The sequence below is a fragment of the Paracidovorax sp. genome, from assembly GCF_057642795.1.
Genome location: NZ_JBXYZY010000049.1, coordinates 122,635 through 147,845, shown reverse-complemented (window position 1 = coordinate 147,845; position 25,211 = coordinate 122,635). Strand labels below are relative to the sequence as shown.

At 69.7% G+C, this 25,211-nt stretch carries 24 protein-coding genes and 1 other RNA gene; 17 read left to right on the top strand and 8 right to left on the bottom strand.

All coding sequences use genetic code 11. From position 1 onward, the window contains the following. Positions 1-15: 15 nt before the first annotated feature. Positions 16-705: an N-acetyltransferase family protein gene (locus tag AC3A84_RS19230; RefSeq protein WP_487971656.1), complete on the bottom strand. Its 690-nt coding sequence runs from the start codon at positions 703-705 to the stop codon at positions 16-18. A 234-nt stretch (positions 706-939) separates the two neighbouring features. Further along, positions 940-1,422 carry an Lrp/AsnC family transcriptional regulator gene (locus AC3A84_RS19225; protein WP_487971654.1) on the bottom strand — a complete coding sequence of 161 codons (483 nt, stop codon included), beginning with the start codon at positions 1,420-1,422 and terminating at the stop codon, positions 940-942. A 157-nt stretch (positions 1,423-1,579) separates the two neighbouring features. On the opposite strand from AC3A84_RS19225, the gene AC3A84_RS19220 reads away from it, so the two are divergent. From AC3A84_RS19220 to phhA, 4 genes are all read left to right on the top strand, one after another. Beyond that, a complete protein-coding gene (locus AC3A84_RS19220) occupies positions 1,580-2,551 on the top strand; it encodes an alpha/beta fold hydrolase (RefSeq protein WP_487971653.1) in 972 nt (323 codons plus the stop codon). A gap of 4 nt (positions 2,552-2,555) precedes the next feature. Continuing rightward, positions 2,556-3,548, top strand: coding sequence for a lipase secretion chaperone (locus AC3A84_RS19215; protein WP_487971651.1), 993 nt, complete (start codon positions 2,556-2,558; stop codon positions 3,546-3,548). Positions 3,549-3,708: 160 nt separating this feature from the next. Beyond that, positions 3,709-4,845, top strand: a complete 1,137-nt coding sequence (hppD, locus tag AC3A84_RS19210) for a 4-hydroxyphenylpyruvate dioxygenase (protein WP_487971649.1) — start codon at positions 3,709-3,711, stop codon at positions 4,843-4,845. A gap of 82 nt (positions 4,846-4,927) precedes the next feature. After that, complete coding sequence (gene phhA, locus AC3A84_RS19205; protein WP_487971647.1) at positions 4,928-5,773, top strand: phenylalanine 4-monooxygenase; 846 nt, start codon at positions 4,928-4,930, stop codon at positions 5,771-5,773. Between the two features lie 22 nt (positions 5,774-5,795). Here phhA and AC3A84_RS19200 read toward each other — a convergent pair whose 3' ends face one another. Continuing rightward, positions 5,796-6,737: an esterase/lipase family protein gene (locus AC3A84_RS19200; RefSeq protein WP_487971646.1), complete on the bottom strand. Its 942-nt coding sequence runs from the start codon at positions 6,735-6,737 to the stop codon at positions 5,796-5,798. A gap of 545 nt (positions 6,738-7,282) precedes the next feature. Here AC3A84_RS19200 and AC3A84_RS19195 point away from each other — a divergent pair. The 6 genes from AC3A84_RS19195 (at position 7,283) to rbsD (ending at position 13,439) form a co-directional block, all read left to right on the top strand. Continuing rightward, positions 7,283-8,236: a substrate-binding domain-containing protein gene (locus tag AC3A84_RS19195; RefSeq protein ID WP_487971644.1), complete on the top strand. Its 954-nt coding sequence runs from the start codon at positions 7,283-7,285 to the stop codon at positions 8,234-8,236. A gap of 69 nt (positions 8,237-8,305) precedes the next feature. Next, complete coding sequence (locus tag AC3A84_RS19190; protein WP_487971643.1) at positions 8,306-9,973, top strand: sugar ABC transporter ATP-binding protein; 1,668 nt, start codon at positions 8,306-8,308, stop codon at positions 9,971-9,973. Positions 9,974-10,015: 42 nt separating this feature from the next. Beyond that, entirely contained in the window at positions 10,016-11,020 is a 1,005-nt protein-coding gene (locus AC3A84_RS19185; RefSeq protein WP_487971641.1) for an ABC transporter permease, read from the top strand. A gap of 33 nt (positions 11,021-11,053) precedes the next feature. Further along, positions 11,054-12,106, top strand: coding sequence for a LacI family DNA-binding transcriptional regulator (locus AC3A84_RS19180; protein ID WP_487971639.1), 1,053 nt, complete (start codon positions 11,054-11,056; stop codon positions 12,104-12,106). Then, positions 12,103-13,053 (top strand): ribokinase, encoded by a 951-nt coding sequence (rbsK, locus tag AC3A84_RS19175; RefSeq protein ID WP_487971637.1) that lies wholly within the window; start codon positions 12,103-12,105, stop codon positions 13,051-13,053. Before AC3A84_RS19180 ends, rbsK begins: the two co-directional genes overlap by 4 nt. Then, entirely contained in the window at positions 13,050-13,439 is a 390-nt protein-coding gene (gene rbsD / locus AC3A84_RS19170; RefSeq protein ID WP_487971635.1) for a D-ribose pyranase, read from the top strand. Before rbsK ends, rbsD begins: the two co-directional genes overlap by 4 nt. 290 nt (positions 13,440-13,729) lie before the next feature. Here rbsD and AC3A84_RS19165 read toward each other — a convergent pair whose 3' ends face one another. After that, on the bottom strand, positions 13,730-14,176 hold the full coding sequence (locus AC3A84_RS19165) for a nuclear transport factor 2 family protein (protein WP_487971633.1): 447 nt from the start codon (positions 14,174-14,176) through the stop codon (positions 13,730-13,732). Positions 14,177-14,459: 283 nt separating this feature from the next. Between AC3A84_RS19165 and AC3A84_RS19160 the strand changes: the two genes are divergently transcribed. Further along, entirely contained in the window at positions 14,460-14,546 is an 87-nt protein-coding gene (locus AC3A84_RS19160) for a hypothetical protein (protein ID WP_487971748.1), read from the top strand. A 175-nt stretch (positions 14,547-14,721) separates the two neighbouring features. Here AC3A84_RS19160 and AC3A84_RS19155 read toward each other — a convergent pair whose 3' ends face one another. From AC3A84_RS19155 to AC3A84_RS19145, 3 genes are all read right to left on the bottom strand, one after another. Continuing rightward, positions 14,722-15,537 carry an rRNA pseudouridine synthase gene (locus AC3A84_RS19155; protein WP_487971631.1) on the bottom strand — a complete coding sequence of 272 codons (816 nt, stop codon included), beginning with the start codon at positions 15,535-15,537 and terminating at the stop codon, positions 14,722-14,724. A gap of 14 nt (positions 15,538-15,551) precedes the next feature. After that, complete coding sequence (locus tag AC3A84_RS19150) at positions 15,552-17,246, bottom strand: MBL fold metallo-hydrolase (RefSeq protein WP_487971629.1); 1,695 nt, start codon at positions 17,244-17,246, stop codon at positions 15,552-15,554. Positions 17,247-17,340: 94 nt separating this feature from the next. Next, positions 17,341-18,597, bottom strand: coding sequence for an arsenic transporter (locus AC3A84_RS19145; RefSeq protein ID WP_487971627.1), 1,257 nt, complete (start codon positions 18,595-18,597; stop codon positions 17,341-17,343). Positions 18,598-18,748: 151 nt separating this feature from the next. Between AC3A84_RS19145 and dapF the strand changes: the two genes are divergently transcribed. The 3 genes from dapF to AC3A84_RS19130 are packed head-to-tail and all read left to right on the top strand — an operon-like array spanning position 18,749 to position 21,373. Then, positions 18,749-19,627, top strand: coding sequence for a diaminopimelate epimerase (gene dapF / locus AC3A84_RS19140; protein ID WP_487971625.1), 879 nt, complete (start codon positions 18,749-18,751; stop codon positions 19,625-19,627). Next, positions 19,624-20,334 carry a DUF484 family protein gene (locus tag AC3A84_RS19135; protein WP_487971624.1) on the top strand — a complete coding sequence of 237 codons (711 nt, stop codon included), beginning with the start codon at positions 19,624-19,626 and terminating at the stop codon, positions 20,332-20,334. The genes dapF and AC3A84_RS19135 overlap by 4 nt, the downstream gene beginning before the upstream one ends. A gap of 4 nt (positions 20,335-20,338) precedes the next feature. Continuing rightward, on the top strand, positions 20,339-21,373 hold the full coding sequence (locus AC3A84_RS19130) for a tyrosine-type recombinase/integrase (RefSeq protein WP_487971622.1): 1,035 nt from the start codon (positions 20,339-20,341) through the stop codon (positions 21,371-21,373). Between the two features lie 80 nt (positions 21,374-21,453). Here the strand turns inward: AC3A84_RS19130 and rnpB are convergent. Further along, positions 21,454-21,889, bottom strand: an RNA gene (gene rnpB / locus AC3A84_RS19125) — RNase P RNA component class A. A 130-nt stretch (positions 21,890-22,019) separates the two neighbouring features. Here rnpB and cysK point away from each other — a divergent pair. From cysK to clsB, 3 genes are all read left to right on the top strand, one after another. After that, the gene (cysK, locus tag AC3A84_RS19120) at positions 22,020-22,937 is read left to right on the top strand and encodes a cysteine synthase A (RefSeq protein WP_487971621.1); all 918 of its coding nucleotides are present in this window, start codon (positions 22,020-22,022) and stop codon (positions 22,935-22,937) included. A 208-nt stretch (positions 22,938-23,145) separates the two neighbouring features. After that, positions 23,146-23,913 carry an endonuclease/exonuclease/phosphatase family protein gene (locus AC3A84_RS19115; RefSeq protein ID WP_487971620.1) on the top strand — a complete coding sequence of 256 codons (768 nt, stop codon included), beginning with the start codon at positions 23,146-23,148 and terminating at the stop codon, positions 23,911-23,913. Next, on the top strand, positions 23,910-25,193 hold the full coding sequence (clsB, locus tag AC3A84_RS19110) for a cardiolipin synthase ClsB (RefSeq protein ID WP_487971618.1): 1,284 nt from the start codon (positions 23,910-23,912) through the stop codon (positions 25,191-25,193). The genes AC3A84_RS19115 and clsB overlap by 4 nt, the downstream gene beginning before the upstream one ends. Positions 25,194-25,211: the final 18 nt, after the last annotated feature.

The window sequence follows — 25,211 nt, the reverse complement described above, 5'->3', positions numbered from 1 at the left end:
CGCTGTGCCTGTTTTCTAGCCCGCCGAGCGGCCGCCCTGCAGCGCAGAGCGCATCGCACCCCACTGGCGCAGCTGCTTCTTGAACCGGTAGTTCATTTCGCCGTAGTAGCGCGTCGCCCGCTCGGCCAGGCGCGTCTTCCAGCCGGGCGGGTGCAGCTGCAGGTAGGCCTCGGATTCGGAGCCGTCGCGCCGCACGGTGGCGCCGGCATTGCGGGCGATGCGCAGCATGGCCGTGTTCTCCGACAGTGCATGGATCAGCACCTCGTTCACGCCGGCCGTGCGGGCATGCATCACGGCGCGCTCGAAGAGGCTCGCGCCCAGGCGCCGGCCACGCGCATGCGGCAGCACCGAAACGCCGAACTCGGCCCGACCCTGAGGCGACGGCCCGTGCGCGAACGCCAGATGCGCCGTGGCGATCAGCTGCAGCCGGCGATTGAAGATGCCGAAGATCTCGTCGCGTACGAAGTCGAGCTGGTCCACGTAGCGGCGCACCTGCTCATCGCTCGCGGCATAGCCGAAGCGCAGGTACCGATCGCCGGGCAGTAGCTGCAGCAAATGCTGGGCGATGCGTTCGCGGTGCTGCGGCCCCAGGGACCGGATCGGCACGGCCACGCCGGACGGCGCGGTGACGCCGGGGCGTGCGGTCCGCAGCAGGCTGCGGGCACGGCGCCAGGCGGCGCGTAGCAGATCGGAAGGGGTGGGCATGATGGCCGTATTTTAGGGTTTTCCCTGATTTTTGGCATGCAGCTGTGCGGCCGCGCCACGGCCATCGCAAGGCCCAGCCACCCCGCGTCTTTCAAGGCTCCAGCCCTTTGCCAAACTTGGCCATCAGCTATTAAAAATGGAGCAAACCATTCGGAGGCGGTGTCACCAACGCGTCAGGCCACTGGTTTCCCCGCACCGCCCTCATACCGGAGCGCCGTGAAAAAGCAGTCCGAGCTACAGCGGCACCGCCGTCGTCGCCTTGACCCGATCGAGCACGAAGCTGGTCTTGCAGTCCTGCACGCTGGGGTGCTTGAGCAGCGTGTCCATGATGAAACGGCTGTAGTGCGCCATATCGGCCACCACCACGCGCAGCAGGTAGTCCATCTCGCCGGTCAGCGCGGCGCATTCGACCACCTCGGGCCAGGTCTGCACGCTGGCGCGGAACAGGTCCATGGGGTTGCGCTTATGGCTTTCGGTGTGCTTTTCCAGCCGCACGTTCAGGTAGGCGGTGAGGCCCAGCCCCACCGCCTCGGGCTGCACCAGGGCTACGTAGCGGTCGATCACGCCCGCGTCCTCCAGTCGCTTGACGCGGCGCAGCACGGCACTGGGCGACAAGCCCACCTGTTCTCCGATGACGTCGTAGGTTTCGCGGCCATTCGCCTGAAGGCAGCGCAGGATGGCGCGGTCGAGCCGGTCCAGTGCGTGGGGAGCTTCCATTGCGCAGGATTCTACGAAGGTCGGGGCCCCATGCACTGTTGCTCCGGGCGCCCTCAGGTTTGCCCCCAATGCGACGGGCAAGGGCCCGGGAAATAATGACCCGCACAAAACGAACGATCGTTCTTTTTTGTACCAATCACCCCTCACGGAGACCCCCATGCACGCCATCTTTCGCCGCGGCAGACGGCTCGTAACCCTGGCAGCGTGCGCCGCGCTCGCCGCCACCTTGACCCTGGCGGGCGCGCCCGCAGCACAGGCCCAGCAGGACGGCACGAGCGCGGGCTACACGCAAACGCGCTACCCCATCGTGCTGGTGCATGGCCTCTTCGGCTTCAAGTCGCTGGCGGGCGTGGACATGTTCTACGGCATTCCCCAGGCGCTGCAGCGCGACGGCGCCCGGGTTTTTGTGGCCGAGGTCTCGGGCGCCAACAGCACCGAGGTGCGAGGAGAGCAACTGCTCGCGCAGGTCAAGGACATCCTGGCGATCACGGGCGCAGCCAAGGTCAATCTGATCGGCCATTCGCACGGCGGCCCCACCGCGCGCTACGTGGCCGGCGTGGCCCCGCAGCTGGTGGCCTCGGTCACCACGGTGGGCGGGGTCAACCGGGGCTCGCGCGTGGCCGACCTGGTGCGCGGCGCGCTGCTACCCGGCTCGGTGCAGGAAACCGTCGCCAACGAGGCCATCCGGGGCTTCGCGCGGGTGCTGGCCTTCCTGGCGGGATCGCCGTCCGAGCAGCCGCAGGAGCCCAAGGCGGCGCTGGATTCACTCTCCACCGCCGGCGCGGCCGACTTCAACCGCCGCTTCCCGCAGGGCCTGCCCGCCGGCTGCGGCGACGGCGCCTCGTTGGTCAACGGCGTGCGCTACTACTCGTGGACAGGCACCCAGCCCCTGACCAACCCGCTGGACCCCAGCGACGGCCCGCTGGTGTTGCTCTCTCGGGTCTTCGGCGAGGCCAACGACGGCCTGGTGTCGGCCTGCTCGTCGCGCCTGGGCACGCATCTGGGCGACTACCGCCAGAACCACCTGGACGAGATCAACCAGTTCGTCGGCCTGCGCGACCTGTTCTCCATCGACCCGGTCACGCTCTACCGCCAGCAGGCCCACCGCCTGAAGGCCCAGGGGCTCTGAGGCCATGGCCGCCCCGCGCACCCGCATGGCCCTGGCGCTGCTGGCAGCGCTCGTGCTGGGCGCGGGCGCCTGGCGGGCCACCCGTTCCCCGGATGCGGGCGGCGGCGCACCAGGAGCAACGGCCCAGGCCCCATGGAGCACCGCGGCCGGGCAGCCCGCACCCCGCGGCTCCGCCGACCCATTCATGACACCGCCCTCTGCGGGCCAGCAGGATGGCCCCCTGGCCGACCCCCTGCTGCGCCCCGGCCTGCGCTACGCCATGGAGGAGCTGCTCAACGCCGCGCTGCAGGCCGGCGACACCCGCGACCCGGCCGAGCTCAAGCGCCGCCTGCGGGCCCTGGTGGACCAGCACTTCGGCGCCGAGGTGCGCGAACGCGCCCTGGCCCTCGCCCTGCGCTATGTGGACTACCGCTCGGCCCTGGCCCGCATCGAGCCGCCGGCGGACCTGTCCGACGCGAAGGCCGTGCGCGATGCGATGCAGGCGCGCGACCAAGTCCGCCAGCAGTTCTTCGACCGCGGCGAATACGACGCGCTCTTCGCCGACGAAGCCGCGCTCGACCGCCTCACCCTGGCGCGGCTGGGCATCGACGCCGACCGCAACCTCACGCCCGAGCAGCGCACCCAGGCCCTGCGCGCCGCCGAAGAGGCCCTGCCGCCCTCCATGCGCGCCCAGCGCGAAGCGGCCACCGCGCAGCTGGGCGTGGCGCAGCAGACCGCCGCCCTCGATGCGCGCAACGCCGACGACGCCACCCGCTATGCCGAGCGCAGCGCCCGCTACGGCGAGGCCGCCGCCCAGGCGCTGGCCGCGCGCGACACGGAAGAACGCCAGTGGCAGCAGCGGCTGGACCAGTACCAGCAGGCCCGCGCTGCGAACGGCGACGGCCCAGCGCTGCAGCAGCTGCGCCAGCAGCTCTTCTCTCCCGAGGAACGGCTGCGCGTGGACGCCGCCCTGGCCCTGCGCGGCGCCGCAGGCGGCACCCGGCGGGGAGGCGGCTGAACGCCGCCCGCGCCGGCGCTCAGCAATAGCGCCAAACCACCACTCAACGCAGCATTCCTGCGTCAAGACAGCGATACCGCACGGCTTTCGCCAAAAACATCCACACCCTTGCGCCTACAGTGCGTTGACCGACATCAACACAACGTACGGAGACAAGCGCATGAACACCCCCCTGCCCCAGACCGCCGCCCAGGACGCTGCTGCCTGGGAGAACCCCATGGGCACCGACGGCTTCGAATTCATCGAATACGCCGCGCCCGATCCGCAGGCCATGGGCCGGGTCTTCGAGGGCATGGGCTTCAAGCCCGTGGCGCGCCACCGCCACAAGAACGTGACGCTCTACCGCCAAGGCCAGATCAACTTCATCATCAACGCCGAGCCCGACAGCTTCGCGCAGCGCTTCGCCCGCCTGCACGGCCCCAGCGTCTGCGCCATCGCCTTCCGCGTGCAGGACGCCAAGGCCGCCTACGAACGCGCGCTCAATCAGGGCGCCTGGGGCTACGCCGGACAGGCCGGCCCGGGCGAGCTGAACATTCCCGCCATCAAGGGTATCGGCGACAGCCTGATCTATCTGGTGGACCGGTGGCGCGGCAAGAACGGCGCGCAGCCGGGCGACATCGGCAACATCGGCTTCTTCGACGTCGATTTCGAGCCCCTGCCCGGCGTGACCGGCGAAGAGGCGCTGAACCCCAAGGGCCACGGCCTGACCTACATCGACCACCTGACGCACAACGTGCACCGGGGCCGCATGGCCGAATGGGCGGACTTCTACGAGCGCCTCTTCAACTTCCGCGAGATCCGCTACTTCGACATCGAAGGCCAGGTCACGGGCGTCAAGAGCAAGGCCATGACCAGCCCCTGCGGAAAGATCCGCATCCCGATCAACGAAGAGGGCAAGGAAAAGGCCGGCCAGATCCAGGAGTACCTGGACAAGTACAACGGCGAGGGCATCCAGCACATCGCCATGGGCTCGGACGACCTCTACGCCACGGTGGACGCGCTGCGCGCCTCGGGCGTGCGCCTGCTGGACACCATCGACACCTATTACGAGCTGGTGGACCAGCGCATTCCCGGCCACGGCGAGAGCGTGGAGGCGCTGCACCGCCGCCAGATCCTGATCGACGGCAAGAAGGACGCCATCCTGCTGCAGATCTTCAGCGAGAACCAGCTGGGCCCGATCTTCTTCGAGTTCATCCAGCGCAAGGGCGACGACGGCTTCGGCAATGGCAACTTCAAGGCGCTGTTCGAAAGCATCGAGCTCGACCAGATGCGCCGGGGCGTGCTGGAAAAGGCCTGAACGGCCCCAGCCCCCAGCGCCATGCCCGCGAAGACGGGCAGGCGCCGGGAGCGAACGACACACCGCCCACAGGAGACAAGCCATGGGAACCACCGGAGCCGCACCGGCCGTGTACGGCCAGTCCAGCCGTCCGCCGCGCGGGGACTATGCCCGCTGCCATGCGGACTACACCTGCGACCAGAACTTCAGCGCCTACAGCGAGGCCGACCACGACACCTACCGGCGCCTCTACGCACGCCAGTCGGCGCTGCTGCCCGGGCTGGCGAGCGATGTCTTCATCGCCGCCCTCCCCTCGCTGGGCGCCAAGGACCGCATTCCGCGCTTCGACGAGATCAACGAACGGCTCTGGCGCGCCACGCGCTGGGAGATCGTGGCCGTGCCCGGCCTGATCCCCGAAGTGCCGTTCTTCACGCTGCTGGCGAACCGCAAGTTCCCGGTGACGGACTGGATCCGCACGAGCGGGGAGTTCGACTACATCGTCGAGCCGGACCTCTTCCACGACCTGTTCGGCCATGTGCCGCTGCTCTTCGACCCGGTGTTCGCCGACTACGTGCAGCGCTACGGCCAGGGCGGCCTGAAGGCGCAGGCGCTGGGCGCATGCGAGATGCTTTCACGCCTGTACTGGTACACGATCGAGTTCGGCCTGATTCGCCAACCCGAGGGCTTGCGGGCCTACGGCGCGGGCATCCTCAGCTCAGCGGGCGAGCTGCCCTACAGCGTGCGCAGCCCCCTGCCGCAGCGCCTGCCGCTGCAGCTGGAGCGCACCATGCGCACGCGCTACCAGATCGACAGCTTCCAGCAGACCTATTTCGTGATCGACAGCTTCCAGCAGCTCTTCGACATGACGGCGCCGGACTTCGCGCCGCTCTACCCGCAGTTGGCGGCCTTGCCCGAGATCGACAGCGGCCTGGCCCTGCCGGCCGGATAGCTATAAGACCGGCAAGAGCCCCTCAATCTCTCAGCAAGTCCAAACAGGCCTGCACCACCGGGGGATGGAACGCCAGCTGCACGTGGGCCACGCCCTCGACCAGCCGGTTGTCTGCGCCGGGCAGCGTGGCCGCGCGCGCCGGAAAGACGATGTTGTCGCAGTTGGAATAGAAGCAGGTGAAACGGGCCGCGCGGCCCGCTGGCTCGGCCTGCCGCAGGGCCTGCACCCAGGGCCCCTCCAGCGCCATCTCGCGGCCATTGACCGCATGGCTGAAGCGCGCCGGCCAGGTGCCGGCATGGGGCGCGCCCAGCGTGATGATGCGGTGGGCGCAGGCCTCGGCGCGGCCCGCGTCGCAGGCGCGCAGCCAGGCGCGTGCGGCGACGCCGCCCATGCTGTGGCCGATGACCACCGGGGCGCGGCCGGTGGCCTCGGTCACGCGGCGCACGGCGGCGTCGATCTGGGCGGCATAGCCGTCGATGGAGCCGAAGGGCGGCTCCAGGTCCACCGCCACGAAGGCATGGCCCCTCGCGCGCAGCAGCGGCAGCCAGGGCGTCCAGAAACCACGGTTGCACAGGAAGCCGTGCACCAGCACCACGCCGCGCGGAGCCGGCGCAGTCGCCTCCAATTCCGCATCTTCGCCACCCGCGGCGCACCCGGGCAGCCAGTCGGGAATGGCGCCTCGGCGAAAGGGCTGCCACCAGCCGAAGATGACCGAGGCCCAGCCGGCCTCGGTCCACCAGGCGCGCACCATCCGCCCCACACCGGGCCGGGGCATCGGTTCTTCCCGGTTGGCCCAGGCCATCGCCACGAACTGCAACGCCATCAGCAGCCGCATGGCCAGCCATGCCAACGCCGGACCGGCCAGCGCGGCCACCGGCGATATGGACCATTGCCAGGCGACCCAGGCCACGGTCAACAGCAGGGAGCTCCAGACCATCCAGCGCTGCCAGCGCGCATTCGTCATGCTTCGTGCCCTTTCATTCAGCAACAGCCTGCCGGCCGCCGCGCATCGGCACGACGGTGTGCTGCAACGCACGCGACCCACCCGGCAAGCATCGCGGTACGCGGGGCATTCTGACGCATGCCTGGGGCGGCACCCTGGACGGCACCGCCTGCAAGATCGGTTGCGCCGGCCCGCATTTCTGCTGCGCTGCGTCGCGGCGGCGACACGCAACCCGCCGCGCAGCCATGACGTGATCTGGTTACAGCCTCCGTGCGCAGCGACCACCCGAATGCGGCGCCCACCCCAGAGTTACCGGGTTACATCCGAGGTACATGCAGCGCTGCGCAAAGTGCGCAGACGCCCGCCCCTGCGCAGCGGTAACAGGGATAACCCCATGCAAAAACGCAGACGAAAACGTTTGCGCAAACGTTTTACCCCGTTAATATCCGCGCCTCGATCCGCTGGACTGGCCTTTTTTCGCGCGTGAGCGCTGTGGGTCCGACCTGCCCGGTGGAAGAGTTTCTCTTTCTCGTTCCCGCCCCCTTCTTCCCTATATCGGAGACAACATGCGCTTTACCCGCCGTTCCGTACAGACCGCCGCCGCCATCGCCGTCCTGGGCAGCCTGCTGGCCAGCCCCGCCTGGGCCCAGGACAAGCCCAAGGTCGCCCTGGTGATGAAGTCGCTCGCCAACGAGTTCTTCCGCACCATGGAAGACGGCGCCAAGGCGCACCAGAAGGCGCACGCCGGCGAATACACGCTGGTGGCCAACGGCATCAAGAACGAGACCGACACCGCCGAGCAGATCAAGATGGTCGAGCAGGCCGTGGCCCAGAAGGCCACCGCCATCGTGCTGGCCCCGGCCGACTCCAAGGCCCTGGTGCCCGTCGTCAAGGCCGCCATCGACAAGGGCGTGATCGTGGTGAACATCGACAACCGCCTCGATGCCGCCGCGCTGAAGGAAAAGAACATCAACGTGCCCTTCGTCGGCCCCGACAACCGTGCCGGCGCCAAGCTGGTGGGCGACTACCTGGCCAAGCACCTGAAGGCTGGCGACAAGGTCGGCATCATCGAAGGCGTCTCGACCACCTTCAACGCGCAGCAGCGCACCCTGGGCTACCAGGACGCCATGAAGGCCGCCGGCATGAACGTGGTCGGCGTGCAGTCCGGCCAGTGGGAAATCGAAAAGGGCAACACCGTGGCCGCCGGCATGCTGCGCGAGCACCCCGACCTCACGGCCCTGCTGGCCGGCAACGACAGCATGGCGCTGGGCGTGGTCGCCGCCATCAAGGCCGCCGGCAAGACCGGCAAGGTGCAAGTGGTGGGCTACGACAACATCCAGGCCATCAAGCCCATGCTGGCCGACGGCCGCGTGCTGGCCACCGCCGACCAGTACGCCGCCAAGCAGGCCGTGTTCGGCATCGAACTGGCCCTGAAGGCCCTGTCCGCCAAGACGCCGCAGGCCCAGCTGCCCGCCGAGGTGAAGACCGACGTGGTGCTGGTCACCAAGGGCAGCAAGTAAGCCTGTAGCCCGCCCCCGCGCGTCCAGCGGGGGCGCCTTTGCCCCCTCCCATCGCACGAATCCCACGCCATGCCCCAGCCTTTCAGCAGCACGCCCCTGCGCACTCCCGTCCTGCACATCGACGCGGTGGGCAAGGACTATCACGGCACCACGGTGCTGAACGATGTGACGCTGGCCCTGAACGCGGGCGAGGTGCTGGCGCTGACCGGCGAGAACGGCGCGGGCAAGAGCACGCTCTCGAAGATCATGTGCGGGCTCACGCCCGCCACGCGCGGCGGCATGCGGCTGGCAGGCCAGCCGTTCGAGCCCGCCTCGCGCCAGGAGGCCGAACGCCAGGGCGTGCGCATGGTGCTGCAGGAGCTGAGCCTGGTGCCCACGCTGACCGTGGCCGAGAACCTGCTGCTCGGCCGCATGCCCCACCGCTGCGGCTGGCTGCGCCGCAGCGAACTGCACGCCGCAGCGCGCGCGCAGCTGGCCAAGATCGGGCTCGAATCCATCGACCCGGCCACGCCGGTGTCGCGCCTGGGCATCGGCCAGCAGCAGATGGTGGAGATCGCCCGCAACCTGCAGGACGACACGCGCATCCTGGTGCTGGACGAGCCCACCGCGATGCTCACCGCACGCGAGACCAACTACCTCTTCGAGCAGATCGCCCGCCTCACGGCGCGGGGCGTGGCCATCGTCTATGTGTCGCACCGGCTCGAAGAGCTGCGCCGCATCGCCGACCGCGCCGCCGTGCTGCGCGACGGCCGGCTGGTGGACACCAGCCCCATGGCGGGCCTGTCGGAAGACGACCTGGTGCGCCGCATGGTGGGCCGTTCGGTCAACGACCTGGAGCACCGCGCGCGCCGCAAGGCCGGCCCGGTGCTGATGCAGGTGGAGGGCATCGGCCGTGGCCAGGCTGTGCAGGACGTGAGCCTGGAGCTGCGCGCCGGCGAGGTCTTCGGCATCGCGGGCCTGGTCGGCTCCGGCCGGACCGAGCTGGTGCGGCTGCTCTTCGGCGCCGACCGCGCGGACCGGGGCAGCATCGCCCTGGCGCCGCTGGATACTGAGGCCCACCAGGCTGCAGCCCTTGAAATACCGGGGCAACACGCTACCAAAACCGTAGCGCATTCACAATTCAAGACCTGGCTGCGGGGCTTCGCCTCGCCGCTGCAGGCGATCGCCGCCGGCGTGGGCCTGGTGACCGAAGACCGCAAATCGCAAGGCCTGCTGCTGGGCCAGCCCATCCGCATCAACGCCACGCTGTCGGACCTGCCCGCCGTCTCGCGCGGCGGCTGGCTGCGCAATGTGCGCGAGCACGAACTGGTGCAGGGCTTCATCCGCACGCTGCGCATCCGCTGCACCAGCGGCGAGCAGCCGGTGGGCGAGCTGTCGGGCGGCAACCAGCAGAAGGTGGTGTTCGCCCGCTGGCTGCACCGCCCGGTGCAGGTGCTGCTGCTCGACGAGCCCACCCGCGGCGTGGACGTGGGCGCCCGCGCCGAGATCTACGCCGAGCTGGACCGCATGGCCAGCGAGGGCCGCGCGCTGCTGATGGTCTCGTCCGACCTGCGCGAGCTCATGGCCATGGCCGACCGCATCGGCGTGATGAGCGCCGGCCGCCTGGTCGCCGTGTTCGAGCGCGGCCAGTGGTCCGAACAGGCCCTGCTCGCCGCCGCCTTCTCCGAATCCGCAGGCCGGCCGGCCACCGCCGATGCCGCCGCACCGCGGGCGGCCGCTGCCGCCTCCGCCGCCTGACCGCTCCCCCTTTTTTCTTCCCGCTTCTTCATCCGACTCCGCATGAACGCCCAGCCCACTCCTTCCGCCGCCCCCGCAGCCGCCACCGCGCAGCGCGCCGCCACGCCGCTCTGGCGCACCCAGCTGGGCACCTACCTGGGCCTGGCCGCCGTGCTGGCCGGCATGGTCGGGCTGTTCTCCTGGATGTCCGAATACTTCTGGAGCGTGGACACGTTCGTGACCATCGCCAACGAGATCCCGGCGCTGGCCGTGGTCGCCGTGGGCATGACCTTCGTGCTCATCATCGCGGGCATCGACCTGTCGGTGGGCTCGGTGATGGCGCTGTCGGCCGCCACCTCGGCCGCCGCCATCCTCCAATGGGGCTGGCCCGTGCCGGCCGCCGCCGCGCTGGCGCTGGCCACCGGGCTGGTGTGCGGCACCATCACGGGCGGCGTCTCGGTCGCCTGGCGGCTGCCGTCCTTCATCGTGTCGCTGGGCATGCTCGAAGCCGTGCGCGGCAGCGCCTACCTGGTCACCGACTCGCGCACGCAGTACGTGGGCGACGCCATCTCCTGGCTGGCCGCGCCCATGGTGGGCGGCGTCTCGGTCGCCTTCCTGATCGCCGCCGTGCTGGTGGTGGTGGCGCAGCTGGTGCTCACGCGCACCGTGTTCGGCCGCAGCGTGGTGGGCATCGGCACCAACGAAGAAGCCATGCGCCTGGCGGGCGTGGACCCGCGCCCGGTGCGCATCATCGTCTTCGCCGTCACCGGCCTGCTGGCGGGCCTGGCGGGCCTGATGCAGTCGGCCCGGCTGGAAGCGGCCGACCCCAACGCCGGCAGCGGCATGGAACTGCAGGTGATCGCCGCCGTGGTGATCGGCGGCACCAGCCTGATGGGCGGGCGCGGCTCGGTCGTGACCACCGCCTTCGGCGTGCTCATCATCGCCGTGCTGGGCGCGGGCCTGGCGCAGATCGGCGCGAGCGAGCCTTCCAAGCGCATCATCACCGGCTGCGTGATCGTGGCCGCCGTCATCATCGACACGCTGCGCCAGCGCCGCGCGGCCGCCTGACGCACCGCCCCGCGCCACGCACAGCCGCCCGCCATGGCCACGATCAAGGACGTCGCCCAGCACGCCCAGGTGTCGGTCACCACGGTGTCGCACGTGCTCAACGGCACGCGCCACGTCAGCGCCGAGGGGCGCGCCCGTGTCGAAGACGCCATCCGCACGCTGGGCTACGTGCCCAGCGCCATCGCCCGCAGCTTGAAGCGCAACAACACGCGCACGCTGGGCATGCTGATCCCCAACAGCTCCAACCCCTACTTCGCCGAGATCGTGCATGCGGTGGAAGACCGGGCCTTCGGCGCGGGCTACAACGTCATCCTCTGCAACACCAACGACGAGCCGCACCGCCAGGGCAGCTACCTGCAGGTGCTGGCCGAGCGGCGCATCGACGGACTGATCGTCGTCTCCACCGGCCACGACGCCACCCTGCCCACGCAGCTGGCCGGGCTGACCGTGCCGACCGTGCTGGTGGACCGCGAAATCGCCATCGGCGAGCAGCCCGGCGACATGGTGGAGACCGCCCACCACCAGGGTGGCCTGCTGGCCACGCGCCACCTGCTGTCGCTGGGCCACCGGCGCATCGCCTGCATCGGCGGGCAGAAAGGTCTGGCGCCGAGCGAACAGCGCATCGCCGGCTGGCGCGCCGCGCTGGCCGAGGCCGGCGCCAGCGTGCTGACGGGCAGCGAGGCGCTGCTCTGGCACGGCCACTTCACCAGCCAGGGCGGCTACGAAGCCATGCACGCACTGCTGCGCAGCCCCGTGCCGCCCACCGCCGTCTTCGTCTGCAACGACCTCATGGCCATGGGCGCGCTCTGCGCCGCGCACGAGCGCGGCCTGCGCGTGCCCGAGGCGCTCTCGCTCGTCGGCTTCGACGACATCGAACTGGCTGCCTTCACCAGCCCGCCGCTCACCACCGTGGCCCAGCCCAAGCAGCGCATCGGTGCGCTGGCCGTGGACATGCTGATGGAGCGCATCGAAGGCCGCCGGCAGACTGCGCGCCAGGTGATGCTGCAGCCGGAACTGCGCGTGCGGGCCTCCACCGCAGCGGCCATCCCGACACCGACCACAACAACGAATCCCGTCCTTTCATGAACGACCGCGTGACCGCGCCCCGCATTGCCGTCGTCGGCAGCCTCAACATGGACCTGGTACTCCAGGTCGAACATGCCCCGCAAGGCGGCGAAACCGTGCTCGCCCAGAGCCTGCGGCTCGTGCCCGGCGGCAAGGGCGGCAACCAGGCCGTAGCCTGCGCCCGACTGGGCGCCCAGGTCTCACTCTTCGGCCGCGTGGGCGACGACGACAACGGCCGCGCCCTGCGCGCCGCGCTGGACGCCGACGGCATCGACCACGGCGGCGTGCTGACCGACCCCGCCGAGCCCACGGGCGTGGCCGCCATCACCGTCGAATCGACCGGCCAGAACCGCATCGTGGTGGTGCCCGGCGCCAACGGCCGCTTCACGCTGGACTCGGGCCTGCTGCAGGCCGCGCTGCACGGCGCCGGCGGCCTGGTGCTGCAGTTCGAATGCCCGCTCGCCGAAGTGCTGGCCGCCGCACACCAGGCGCGCGCCGCCGCCTGCCCGGTGCGGCTCAACCCCTCGCCCATCCAGCCCCTGCCGGACGCGCTCTGGCCGCTGGTGGACACCCTGGTCGTCAACGAAGGCGAAGCCGCCGCGCTCACCGGCCTGCCCGTCGCCACGCCCGAAGAGGCCGCCGCCGCCGCGCAGGCCCTGCGCGCGCGCGGCCCCGCCCAGGTGGTGGTCACGCTCGGCGCTGCCGGCGCCGTGGCCGCCGATGCGGCCGGCTGCCGCCACCACCCCGGCCTGCGCGTGCGCGCCGTGGACACCACCGCCGCGGGCGACACCTTCCTCGGTGCGCTGGCCGTGGCCCTGGCGCGCGGCGACACGCTGGACGAGGCCGTGAGCGACGGCATCCGCGCCGCAGCCCTGTGCGTGACCCAGCCTGGCGCGCAGCCCTCCATCCCCACTCGCGAAGCGGTGCTACAGAGCCCGCCCGCCACCGCCTGGACCGCCCTGCCATGAAACGCACCGCCCTGCTGCACGCAGAACTCTCGCACGCCATCGCCAGCCTGGGCCATGGCGACATGCTGGTCATCGGCGACGTGGGCCTGCCCATCCCGCCGGGGCCGCACCGCATCGACCTGGCCCTCACGCCCGGCATCCCGGCCGTGGCCGACGTGCTGCGCGCCGTGCTGTCCGAGATGCAGGTCGAACGCGCCGTGATCGCCACCGAAGCCGTGGCCCGCGAAGGCGGCGACCTGCCCGCCTGGTGCGTGCTGCCGGTCACGCCGGAACAGCTGCCGCACGACGACTTCAAGCGCCTGACGGCGCAGGCGCGGGTGATGGTGCGTACCGGCGAATGCACGCCTTATGCGAATGTGGTGCTGGTGGCTGGGGTGACGTTCTGAGGCTGAACGGGAGGTACGCAGGCCGGCTCCCCTGGTTGCGGAATCCGGGCCCTCATTGATGTTGCAAGGATTTTCACCGGCTGCAACTCACCGGCCTGGCTTCAACACACGACACTGACTCTCGTGAATCGGTCATTGACGTTGAAGATGTGCCTCACTGATCTGGTCAGAAACTGTGAATGGATCGGCTCCCATAATCGGCAACTAGCAGTCGGCGGTGGCAGGTGAAAGCGGGCGCTCAACGCCTGAATTAAGCCGTGCCGCGAAGCGGCATCGGCTTGAATGAATTGTTATGCCTCACTTGCGGGACGGTGAAGGACTGAAATTCTCTCCACGTCATTGCTTGGGAAGTCTGGGTCAACGTAAATGTACATTCTGGTTATCAGCTTGCCAGAGAACTCGAACACGCTGCAAAATCGACCTTGCGATATCTGCTTGTCAGGCCATACGGTTCCATCTTTCATGGTGCCGCCCTCTTGCCCCTCAACCACAACGGTCTGACCAGATACGATGATGTTGAAATTGGCAATGTCGTGCCAGATGCTGCCAAGTGACGAGCCAATTCTCTCGCCAAATTCAATCAGAGAGTCCTTGCCTTGAGTCGTGCCGAATTTTGGAAAAAAGAACTTTACCGATTCATCGAAAAGATCAAGATAACTTTCATCCCCGGAGTCAACCTTCTTGAAGTATGTGATGACCGCTTGGACTTTGGCATCGCTGGAATCTGGAGCAGACATTCGGATCTCTCTTGTGAGGCATAACGTAATGTAGACCGCACCAAACCGCCGGCCATATCTGGCGCTTGCGGTCTAAATTGGTGCGAGAAAAACGCGGAAAGGGGCTTGTAGCCTAGCTTGGCGGCGCGTTTACTGCATAAAAATACAGTACTAAATTCAGCCATGGAACCCGCCCCCCCTCCTGTGCTGCGCGCCACACGGTTGCTGGACCAGGGCCGTGAGCGGATTCGTTAAAAACACTATAGCCTGCGCACCGAGCAGTGCCTACGTTCAATGGGTGCGCATGTTCGTGAAATGGCAAGGCTTGCGGCATCCACGAGACATGGGGCAGCTGGAAATCGAAGGTTTTCTGGCCATCATGGCTGAATGACGGCTTTAGAGGTTCTAGCTGGACTGCTGCTCACGGCCCCAAGCTGCCGCTTTGCGGGGCCAGTGGCAAAGCCCGCAGAGGGAGTTTGCAAGTCAGGATGAATGACGGGCGGATGAATTTCCCGCGGACCTGCAACTTCCCCCAATCGAGCTTTGCGCATGCACCAACTGGAGCCTCAGAACCGCTCCCACCCCTGCAGGAACCGCCACGCCCCTTCCGGCACCTTCGCCAGCGGCACGCGGCCGATGCGGATGCGCTTGATGGCCTCCACGCGCAGCCCCACCGCCTCGCACATCGACGGGATCTGCCCCGGGCGGATGCCCTTGAGGGCGAAGCGCAGGCGGTTCTCGTTCTGCCAGCTGACCTTGATGGGCGGCAGCGGCCGGCCGTTGAACGAGAGGCCGTGGCACAGGCGCTCCAGCCCGCGCTCGGCGATCTGGCCCGACACGGTGACGATGCATTCCTGCTCCAGCGACTCAATGTCTTCGGCCAGCTTGCGCGCCACGCGGCGGTCCTGCGTATAGACGACGAGGCCGCTGGCTTCGGTGGGCAGCGGCGTGAAGCACTCGAGCAGGCGGAAGTGGCGCTGCAGCACGCGCACGCCGCTCGCGTCCTCGGCGGCATGGGTGTCGGCGCGCAGCAGCGTGACGGCCTGGGGGGCGCCCTGGCTGCGGCTGCCGTGGCTCTGGTGGCCGGAGCCCGGGCCCGCAGGGGCCTGCGCCGCGCCGCCCAGCCCGGCCTCGTAGCCGGCGGGCTTGTGCAGCAGCAGGGTGACGGGGGTCAGCTCCATCAGGTTGGCGTCGGGCGAGAGCGCCACGGTCTGGCCGGGCGAGACGCGGGCGCCGGGCGCCTCGACCACGCGGCCATCGACGCTGACCCAGCCGCCTTCGATGTATTGCTCGGCCGTGGTGCGCGAGCAGCTCAGCTGTTCGGCCAGGCGCTTGGCCAGGCGCACATGGGCGGGCGGTGGGGTGAGGGAGTTCGGTTGCAAGAAGGTCTTCCAGTTCAGAAATTGCCGGGCTCCATCGCCCGGATGCGCTCGACATGCGCCAGCAGCGAGCGTTCGGCCACCGGCCAGAGCCGCTCGGGCACGTCGCCGTAGGCGTGGCGCACCCAGTCGTGCGTGCTGCCCTGGGGCAGCGCCTGCATGGCGGCCAGCACCTTGGCCTCGCGCGCCAGCCGGTGGGCCTTCAGGCGGGCGATGGCGCCGCGCGCATCGCCCAGCACGTAGCCGTGCGCGGGCAGGATGAAGTCGGCGCCATGCAGCGCGCACAGGGTGTCCAGCCGGTCCAGCGAATCGAGGTAGTCGGCCATGTTGCCATCGGGCGGGTCCACCACCGTGGTGCTGCCGTTCAGGATGTGGTCGCCGCTGAAGAGCAGGCCGTCTTCGCGCAGCAGCAGGCAGACATGGTTGGCCGCATGGCCGGGCGTGTGGATCGCCTCCAGTGTATGGGTGTTTTCCGGCGATGGCGCAGAAGGGGCGAGCGTGAGCAGCTCTCCATTCGATAGCGCCCGGTCGGGCGTGAAGCGGCTCGCGGCGCGGGCCGTGGGCGCCGAGGGCAGGCCCAGCACCGGCGGGCGCGGCCGGCCGTGCGCGGCCACGCGGGCCGCGAGCGGCGCGGCGCCCGGGGAATGGTCGGGGTGCGAATGCGTGCAGACGATCGCGCGGATGTCGCCGCCCGCGGCGCGCCAGAGGCGCTCCAGGTGCTCTTCGTCCTCCGGGCCGGGGTCGATGGCGATGTAGCCCGTGTCCGGGTCGCCCACCAGGTAGCTGTTGGTGCCGGGGCCGGTCATCACGCCGGGGTTGGGCGCAGTCAGGCGCTGCACGTTCTTCAGCAGAGGCACCGGCCGCTCGGTCTGCCAGTCCAGCACGTGCAGCATCTGGCCGTCGGGGCAGACCAGGGCCAGCTCGCCGAAGGGCGGCTCGTGCTCCATGTAGCGCGCCTCCTGTCCGGCGAGCAGGCCGCTGCGCGGGCAGCTGGACCAGAGCGGCGCCTCGTCCTGCTGCTGCGCGACGGCTTCCAGCACGGCGCCGGCGCTGCCGAAGGCGGCCAGCCGCTCCAGCGTGCGCACGGTGGGGAAGATCATGAAGAACTGCCCCGCCGCATGCCGCGCCAGCGCGTCGGCCGGGCGCACCCAGACGGGCTCGAACTGCTCGGATTCATCGGCCACCGGCTCCTGCCCCTCGGGCATGCGGGCGACGAGAAACGGCACGTCGAAGCGCTTGGGCAGGTCGCGGTCGGCCGTCCAGTGCGCCAGCACGAAGACGGCATCGGCCGCCAGCGCGAGGCCGCGTGCCTGGCACTGCGGGGCGAAGGGCGCGGCGCGGTCCAGCGCGGCGATGTCGGCGGCATCGGCGAAGCGTCCGTCGGCATGGCGGGCCAGCAGCACACCCAGCTCTTCGAAGCTTTCGCGGATGGCGGCGATGGCCTGCGTGAGCCGCAGATCGCTCTGCCCGGGCCGGCGCTGCGCGGCCGCATGGGTGGCGGGCGCGGCATCCAGCGCGTCGATGGCGCCGCCGGGAAAGACGTAGGCCCCGGGCGCGAAGCTGGCATGCGGCGAGCGGCGCGTCATCAGCACTTCGAGCACACAGCCATCGCCGCCGGGCTCGGGCGCATCGCGCAGCAGCAGCACGGTGGCGGCGGCCCGCGTGGCGACGGGCTCGCGGTGGGGGTGGAGTTGTTGGCTGGAGCGGGGCATTGGGGGATTATGGGCAGCCGGGCGGCAGCGCGGGGGTCGCCTGCGCTTCACCCCTGCCCTGCCCCGCAAGAATCGCAGGCGCCAGGCGCCGCGCTCAGCCGATGAGCAGCCGCGCGCCCACGGCCAGGATCAGCGCCGGCGGCATCACCAGCACGCCCAGCTTGAGGAAGCGCAGGAAGCCGACATCGGCGCCCTCGCGCCGCAGCGCCGACAGCCACAGGATGGTCGCCAGCGAGCCGGTGATCGACAGGTTGGGCCCCAGGTCCACGCCGATCAGCATGGCGTCCACCACCAGCTGCGGCGGCGTGGCCTGCTGCAGCACGGTGCTGGCGACCAGGCCGGCCGGCAGGTTGTTGACCACGTTGGAGCCCACGGCCACCACGGCGCTGGCCGCCGCCGCCGTGCCGGCGGCGTTCGCCTGCACGCCGCTGGTGAGCCAGCCGGCCAGGGCGCCGATCACGCCCGTCTGGTGCAGCGCCTCGACCAGCACGAAGAGGCCGGCAACGAGGGGCAGCACGCTCCAGGAGACTTCCTTGACCACGGGCCAGGGATTGGCCTTGTCGCGCAGCAGCACCACGGCCGTGGTCAGCACGCCCATGATGCAGGTCGGCAGGCCCAGCTCGATGCCCTTGGCCGACACCGTCATCAGCACGATGGCCGTGACGACCAGCGCGCCCAGCGCCGTCATGCCGCCGGCATGCAGGGGCGAGACCTCGACGCGCGGCTCGCACCGGCCGGCGAGCTCGCCGCGCAGGGCCAGGCGCAGGCCGACATAGGTGGCCGCGATGGCCAGCAGCGAGGGCAGGCCGAAGCTCTTGATCCAGGGCAGCAGCGAGGGCACGTGCGCCCCGTACATCACCAGGTTGGCAGGGTTGGAGATGGGCAGCACGAAGCTCGCCGCATTGGCGATGAAGGCGCAGATGAAGAGATACGGCAGGGCCGGCGTGCGGGCCTTGCGGGCCGCGGCGAAGACGGCCGGCGTCAGCACCACGGCCGTCGCGTCGTTGGACAGAAAGGTGGTGATGACCGCGCCGATGGCATAGATCAACGTGAAGAGCCGCATCTGGGAGCCGCCGGCCCAGTTGACGGCGTGGCTCGCGACCCAGTCGAAGAGGCCCTCGCGCCGCGCCGTCTCGGACAGCAGCATCATGCCGATGAGGAAGAGATAGACGTCGTTGCCCTTGGCGACGGCGGCCAGGACCTCGTGCATCGGCAGCAGGCCGAACAGGGCGACCAGCGCCGCGCCGGCCACGGCCCAGAGGGCCTCGGGCAGTCTGAAGGGCCGGGCCAATACGCCGGCGGTGGCGGCGGCGGCGATGGCCCAGATGGCGACGTGGGAAGCAGCGAGCATGGCGGGGTGACGAAAGGCGGCAGCCGGGGGCGCCAGTGTAGGTAAGAACGTGTGGGCCATCTGCCAGGCGTCACGCAGCGGAGGATGCAGGCGCCCATCGCAATACCCGGTCGGCCGGGCACCGGCCAGGGGGAGCGAGGATAATTCGGCCATGCACATCCGCTTCACCAAGATGCAGGGCGCGGGCAACGACTTCGTCGTGCTCGACGAGACGCAAGGCCGCCTGGGCCTCACGCCCGCGCAGTACCGCTTCCTGGCCGACCGCCACTTCGGCGTGGGCGCCGACCAGATCCTCACCGTGCGCCCGTCGCCGGCCGAGGGCATCGACTTCGAATACGTGATCCACAACGCCGACGGCGGCGAGGTGGAGCAGTGCGGCAACGGCGCGCGCTGCTTCGCCCGCTACGTGCGCGACAAGGGCCTGACCGGCAAGGACCTGCTGCGCGTGCAGACCATGAAGGGCGTGATCGCCCCGCAACTCACCCCCGATGGCCGCGTGACGGTGGATATGGGCCGCCCGCGCTTCGCGCCGGCCGAGGTGCCGTTCGATGCTGCCGGCCTGCAGCCCGTGCCGCGCGGCCAGGGCGAACAATGGCCGATCGCGCTCGACGCGCCTGGGCATGCAGCTCCCGTTTTGATAGCAATCGCCTCCATGGGCAACCCGCACGCGGTGCAGCTGGTGGACGACGTGGACACCGCGCCCGTCGCCGCCACCGGCCCGCTGATCGAATGCCATGCGCGCTTCCCGCAACGCGTGAACGCCGGCTTCCTGCAGATCCTGAACCGCAGCGAAGTGCGCCTGCGCGTCTTCGAGCGCGGCTCCGGCGAGACGCTGGCCTGCGGCTCGGGCGCCTGCGCCGCCGTGGCCACGGGCATCCGCCTGGGGCTGCTCGATGCGCGGGTGGACGTCCACACGCGCGGCGGCCTGCTCACCATCGCCTGGGCCGGCGGCGCCGAGGACGCGGTCTTCATGACCGGCCCGGCCACCACCGTCTTCGAAGGCCAGATCGAGATTCCCGACACACCATGACCCCACACCAGCCCACGTCCCCCGCCTCCTCTTCCGTGCCGCCCATCACCGAGGAAGACATCGCCGAATTCCTGCTCAACACGCCCGGCTTCTTCGAGCGCCATGCCGAGGTGCTGGCCAGCGTCACCTTCACCAGCCCGCACAGCCAACGCACCGTGAGCCTGCAGGAACGCCAGGCCGAGATGCTGCGCGAGAAGATCAAGGGCCTGGAACAGCGCGTGATGGAGATCATCCGCAACGGCAGCGAGAACACCGGCATCGCGCAGAAGATCCATACATGGTCGTGCGAGCTGGCCGCCGTGCCCCAGGCGCAGGACCTGCCCGCTGCCGTCACCGGCGGCCTGCAGCGCCTGTTCGACGTGCCCCAGGCCGCGTTGCGCGTATGGGACGTGGCCGCGCCCTTCCAGGGCGCCGCCTTCACCCAGGGTGCGAGCGACGATGCCCGCGCCTTCGCCTCGTCGCTCACCGCCCCGTTCTGCGGCGCCAACCTGGGCTTCGAGCCCACGGCCTGGCTGCACCAGGCCTACCAGGTGCAGTCGCTGGCCCTGCTGCCGCTGCGTGAGGGCGCGGTGGACGGCTCCGCCCCCGCCTTCGGCCTGCTGGTGCTGGGCTCGCCCGATGCCCAGCGCTTCCAGGCCGACATGGGCACGGACTTCCTCGCGCGCATCGCAGAGCTGGCGAGCGCGGCGCTCTCGCGCCTGCGCTGAAGCCATGGCGAACGCGGCGGCGACGAGCGGCGACGCCGGCACGCCTGCGGCATCGCCACCCCCATCCCCACCGCCGCTGCCGCCCGAGGCGCTGCGCTACCTGGAGCACGTGCGCGTCGAAAAGCGCCTCGCGGCCCGCACGCTCACGCTCTACACGCTCGATCTCGAACGCCTGGTGCGGCTGGCCGAACCCACCGGCCTGCCCCTGCTGCAGCTGAGCAGCGGCCACATCCGCCGCTTCGTCGCGCAGATGCATTCGGGCGGCCGCAGCGGGCGCGGCATCGCGCTCATCCTCTCGGGCTGGCGCGGCTTCTACGCCTGGGCCGCGCGCCAGGGCCTGGTGCCGCACAACCCGGTGCTGGACGTGCGCGCGCCCAAGGCCCCCAAGCCGCTCCCGAAGGCGCTGCCGGTGGACGATGCCGTGCGCCTGGCCGAACACGAGCATGCGGGCGCCGACCCGTGGCTGGAAGCGCGCGACGCCGCCATGGTCGAGCTGCTCTACGGCTGCGGCCTGCGCGTGGGCGAACTGGTGGGCCTGGACGCCGTGCCCGGCCCCGACACGCAGCGCCAGGGACGCGGCTGGATCGACCTGCAGGCGGGCGAGGCGCATGTCTTCGGCAAGGGCTCCAAGCGCCGCAGCGTGCCGGTGGGCCGCGCCGCGCTGGCCGCGCTGCAGGCCTGGCTGGAGCAGCGCGCCCAGCCCTTCGGCGGCGACGCATCGCCCCGGCTGGATGTGGCGCTTTTCGTGGGCCAGCGCGGAGCGCGGCTCACGGCGCAGTCGGTCTGGCTGCGGCTGCGCCAGCGCAGCCAGCAGGCGGGCCTCACCACGCCCGTGCATCCGCACATGCTGCGCCACTCGTTCGCCAGCCACCTGCTGCAGTCCAGCGGCGACCTGCGCGCGGTGCAGGAGCTGCTGGGCCACGCCAACATCACCACCACCCAGGTCTATACGCGGCTTGACTTCCAGCACCTGGCCAAGGTGTACGACGCGGCCCACCCGCGCGCACGGCGCAAGCCGGGCGGCAGCGAAGAAGGCTGACGCACGCGGTTTTTTAGGGGGGACGGGGGATGCGGTGGAAAACGGCAGGCCCCTGGAGCCTGCCGTCTTCGGGGAAGAAAGTGTGAAGCGCGCCGATAAGCCGGATTCTGTGCGCTCGGTTGCCCGAACGTGACCGCCATTAATCTGGGCCGGGCGTCGCCGCCACGGCTCGGTGCTACCTACCCGCCAGCTCTGCGGAACCACATCAACGCTGGCCTACTTGGTATTGCTGCGCGTAGAGATTGCCCGTTTCACCCCGAGCGGACTTTGTCCGCTCGGGGTGGCTGTTCGGACCCGGCTTACGCCGGGTTCGGACAGCTCTCGCTGTCCTCTCGCCAGCTTGCGCTGGCGCCTCACAGAACACTCCGAAGCGGGCATCCACTCGGACTCGTCTCTGTTGCTCTGATCCTCACCTCACGGTGGGCAGCCGTTAGCTGCTACGCTGTCCTGTGCAGTCCGGACGTTCCTCCAGTGCCAGGTTTCCCCGATGGCACCAGCGGCGGTCTGGCGTGCTTCACGGCGTGCATTATCCCACCGGGTGACGCGGCATAACCTTATTGCTGCAAGGCAGGAGGACTGCACCACAATGCCCCGGAACCCCGTTCGTTCCTCTCTCTTTTCGTCCCACCCAACTCCCGGAGATGCCATGCCCGTACAGAACATCCTGCAAACCATCGGCAACACGCCCCATGTGCGCATCAACCGCCTGTTCGGCGCTGGCGCCAACGTGTGGGTGAAGTCGGAACGCAGCAACCCCGGCGGCTCGATCAAGGACCGCATCGCGCTGGCGATGGTGGAAGACGCCGAGCGCAGCGGCGCGCTCAAGCCCGGCGGCACCATCATCGAGCCCACCTCGGGCAACACCGGCATCGGCCTGGCGCTGGTCGCCGCCGTCAAGGGCTACAAGCTGGTGCTGGTGATGCCCGAGAGCATGAGCATCGAGCGCCGCCGCCTGATGCTGGCCTACGGCGCCACGTTCGACCTCACGCCCAAGGAAAAGGGCATGAAGGGCGCCATCGCCCGTGCGCTGGAACTGGCTGCCAGCACGCCCGGCGCCTGGGTGCCCCAGCAGTTCGAGAACCCTGCCAACGTCGATATCCACGTGCGCACCACGGCGCAGGAGATCCTGGCCGACTTCCCCGAAGGCCTGGATGCGGTGATCACTGGCGTGGGCACGGGCGGCCACATCACCGGCGTGGGCCGCGTGCTCAAGGCCAAATTCCCGCAGCTCAAGCTGTTCGCGGTGGAGCCGCTCGCCTCGCCCGTCATCTCGGGCGGCCAGCCTGCGCCCCACCCCATCCAGGGCATCGGCGCGGGCTTCATCCCGGCCAACCTGGACACCTCCCTGCTCGACGGCGTGATCCAGGTGGACGCCGAGCCCGCCCGCGAATACGCCCGACGCGCCGCGCGCGAAGAGGGCCTGCTGGTCGGCATCTCCTCGGGCGCCACGCTGGCGGCCATCGCGCAGAAGCTGCCCGAGCTGCCGGCAGGCGCGCGCGTGCTGGGCTTCAACTACGACACGGGCGAGCGCTACCTGTCGGTGGACGGCTTCCTGCCGGCCTGACGCCCCCCCAAGCCCTCCACGCCACGGGGCCGCCATGCGCGGCCCCGTGGTATTCCCGGCCGGACACCAGGTTGCCGCCACCCAGCGTCACGGGATCGGCCACCCGTCCTACAGGGTGCCGCAGAGCGCCTCGGAACAATCGGAAGGCATGGCCCACAGCCCGCCATACCGGCGCGCAGGCCGTGCCTTTTCTTTGCGATCCGACCCGATGGAAACAGCCACCCCACAGCCCACGGCGTCGTTCAAGGTGCTGACCGTGAACGTCCACAAGGGCTTCACCACTTTCAACCGCCGCTTCATGCTGCACGAATTGCGCGACGCCGTGCGCGACGTGTCGGCCGACCTGGTGTTCTTGCAGGAGGTGCTGGGTAACCACCAGAAGCACGCGGGACGCGTGGAAAACTTTCCCCAGGAGCCGCACTACGAATTCCTGGCTGACACGATCTGGAACCAGCATGCCTACGGCCGCAACGCGGTGTACGACAACGGCCACCACGGCAACGCGCTGCTGTCCAAGTTCCCCATCGTGCATTACGAGAACCACGATATCTCGGTGACCGGTCCAGAGCGCCGCGGCATGCTGCATTGCGTGCTGCAGCCGCCCGGCAGTGCGCTGCCGGTGCATGCCATCTGCGTTCACCTGGGCCTGCAGGAGGCGCACCGCCAGCGGCAACTGCGCCGCATCTGCGACCTGGTGAACACCTTTGATCCGGCCGAGCCAGTGGTGTTGGCCGGCGACTTCAACGACTGGCGGGGCCGCGCGCATGAAGTGCTGCGCGATGGAGCCGGGCTGCAGGAAGTCTTCATGCAGGGCGGCGGCAAGGCGCGGCGCACCTTCCCCGCATCGCTGCCGGTGCTGCAGCTCGACCGCATCTACGTTCGCAACGCGGCCGTGCTCACGCCCGTGCAGCTGCCACGTCTGCCCTGGAGCCGCCTGTCCGACCATGCCCCCCTTGCTGCGGAGATCGCACTATGAGCCTTGGCCGCACCGCCTCCACCACCGCCCGCCGCCAGGCCAGCAGCCGTTGGGTTGAAGACAACGACTTCGAACTGCTGGAAAACGGCGAGGAGTTCTTTCCCCGGGTGTTCGATTCCATCCGCACCGCGCAGCGCGAGGTCTGGCTGGAAACCTTCATCCTGTTCGAGGACAAGATCGGACTGCAGCTGCATGCCGCCCTGCTGGAGGCCGCACGCCGCGGCGCGCGCGTGCATGTGCTGGTGGACGGCTTCGGCTCGCCCGACCTCTCCCAGCGCTTCGTCGGCGAACTGGTCGAGGCAGGCGTGCATTTCCGCATCTTCGACCCGGGCCGCCAGCTCTTCGGACAGCGGCTCAACGTGCTGCGCCGCATGCACCGCAAGATCGTGGTGGTGGACGGCGAACACGCCTTCATCGGCGGGATCAACTATTCGGCCGATCATGTCGCCGATTTCGGCCCCGAGGCCAAGCAGGACTATTCCGTGCAGGTGCGCGGCCCGCTGGTGGCGCAGATACACGCCTTCGTGCAGGAGGCCGTGCTGCCGCTGAAGCAGCGCCGCCGCCGCTGGGAGCGGCGCCCCCGGCCGCATGCCACGGCCCCGCTGCCTCCGGCAGGCCCCGCGCAAGCGCTGTTCGTGACCCGCGACAACCACTTTCACACCAACGACATCGAACGCCACTACCGCATCGCACTGCGCTCGGCGCGCGAGCGCGTGGTGATCGCCAATGCCTATTTCTTCCCCGGCTACCGCTTCATCCGCGAGCTGAGGCGCGCCGCGCGGCGCGGGGTGGACGTGCGGCTCATCCTGCAGGGCCAACCCGACATGCCGATCGTGAAGACCGCCGCGGGCCTGCTGTACGACCACCTCCTGCGCGCGGGCGTGCGCATCTACGAATACTGCGACCGGCCGCTGCATGGCAAGGTGGCGCTGGTGGATGGCGAATGGTCCACGGTGGGTTCCAGCAACCTCGATCCCTTGAGCCTGTCGCTCAACCTGGAGGCCAACGTCATCATCCGCGACGCTGCTTTCAATGCGCAGCTCTACCAGCGTCTGTCGCACCTGATGGAAAACAGCTGCAAGCAGGTGAAGCCCGAACCGAAGGGCCGCTGGGAAGGCCTGCGCCTCGTGCGCAGCTACTGCGTGTTCCACTTGATGCGCTGGTTCCCCACCTGGGCCGGCTGGCTGCCCCGGCACGAGCCGGAGATCTCGCTGGTGGGCGGCCGCGACCTCGCCCCCGATACCGCCGCCGGGCAGCGGACGGCGACCGGTGCGGGCTGACCCACGGCACCGCGCCTG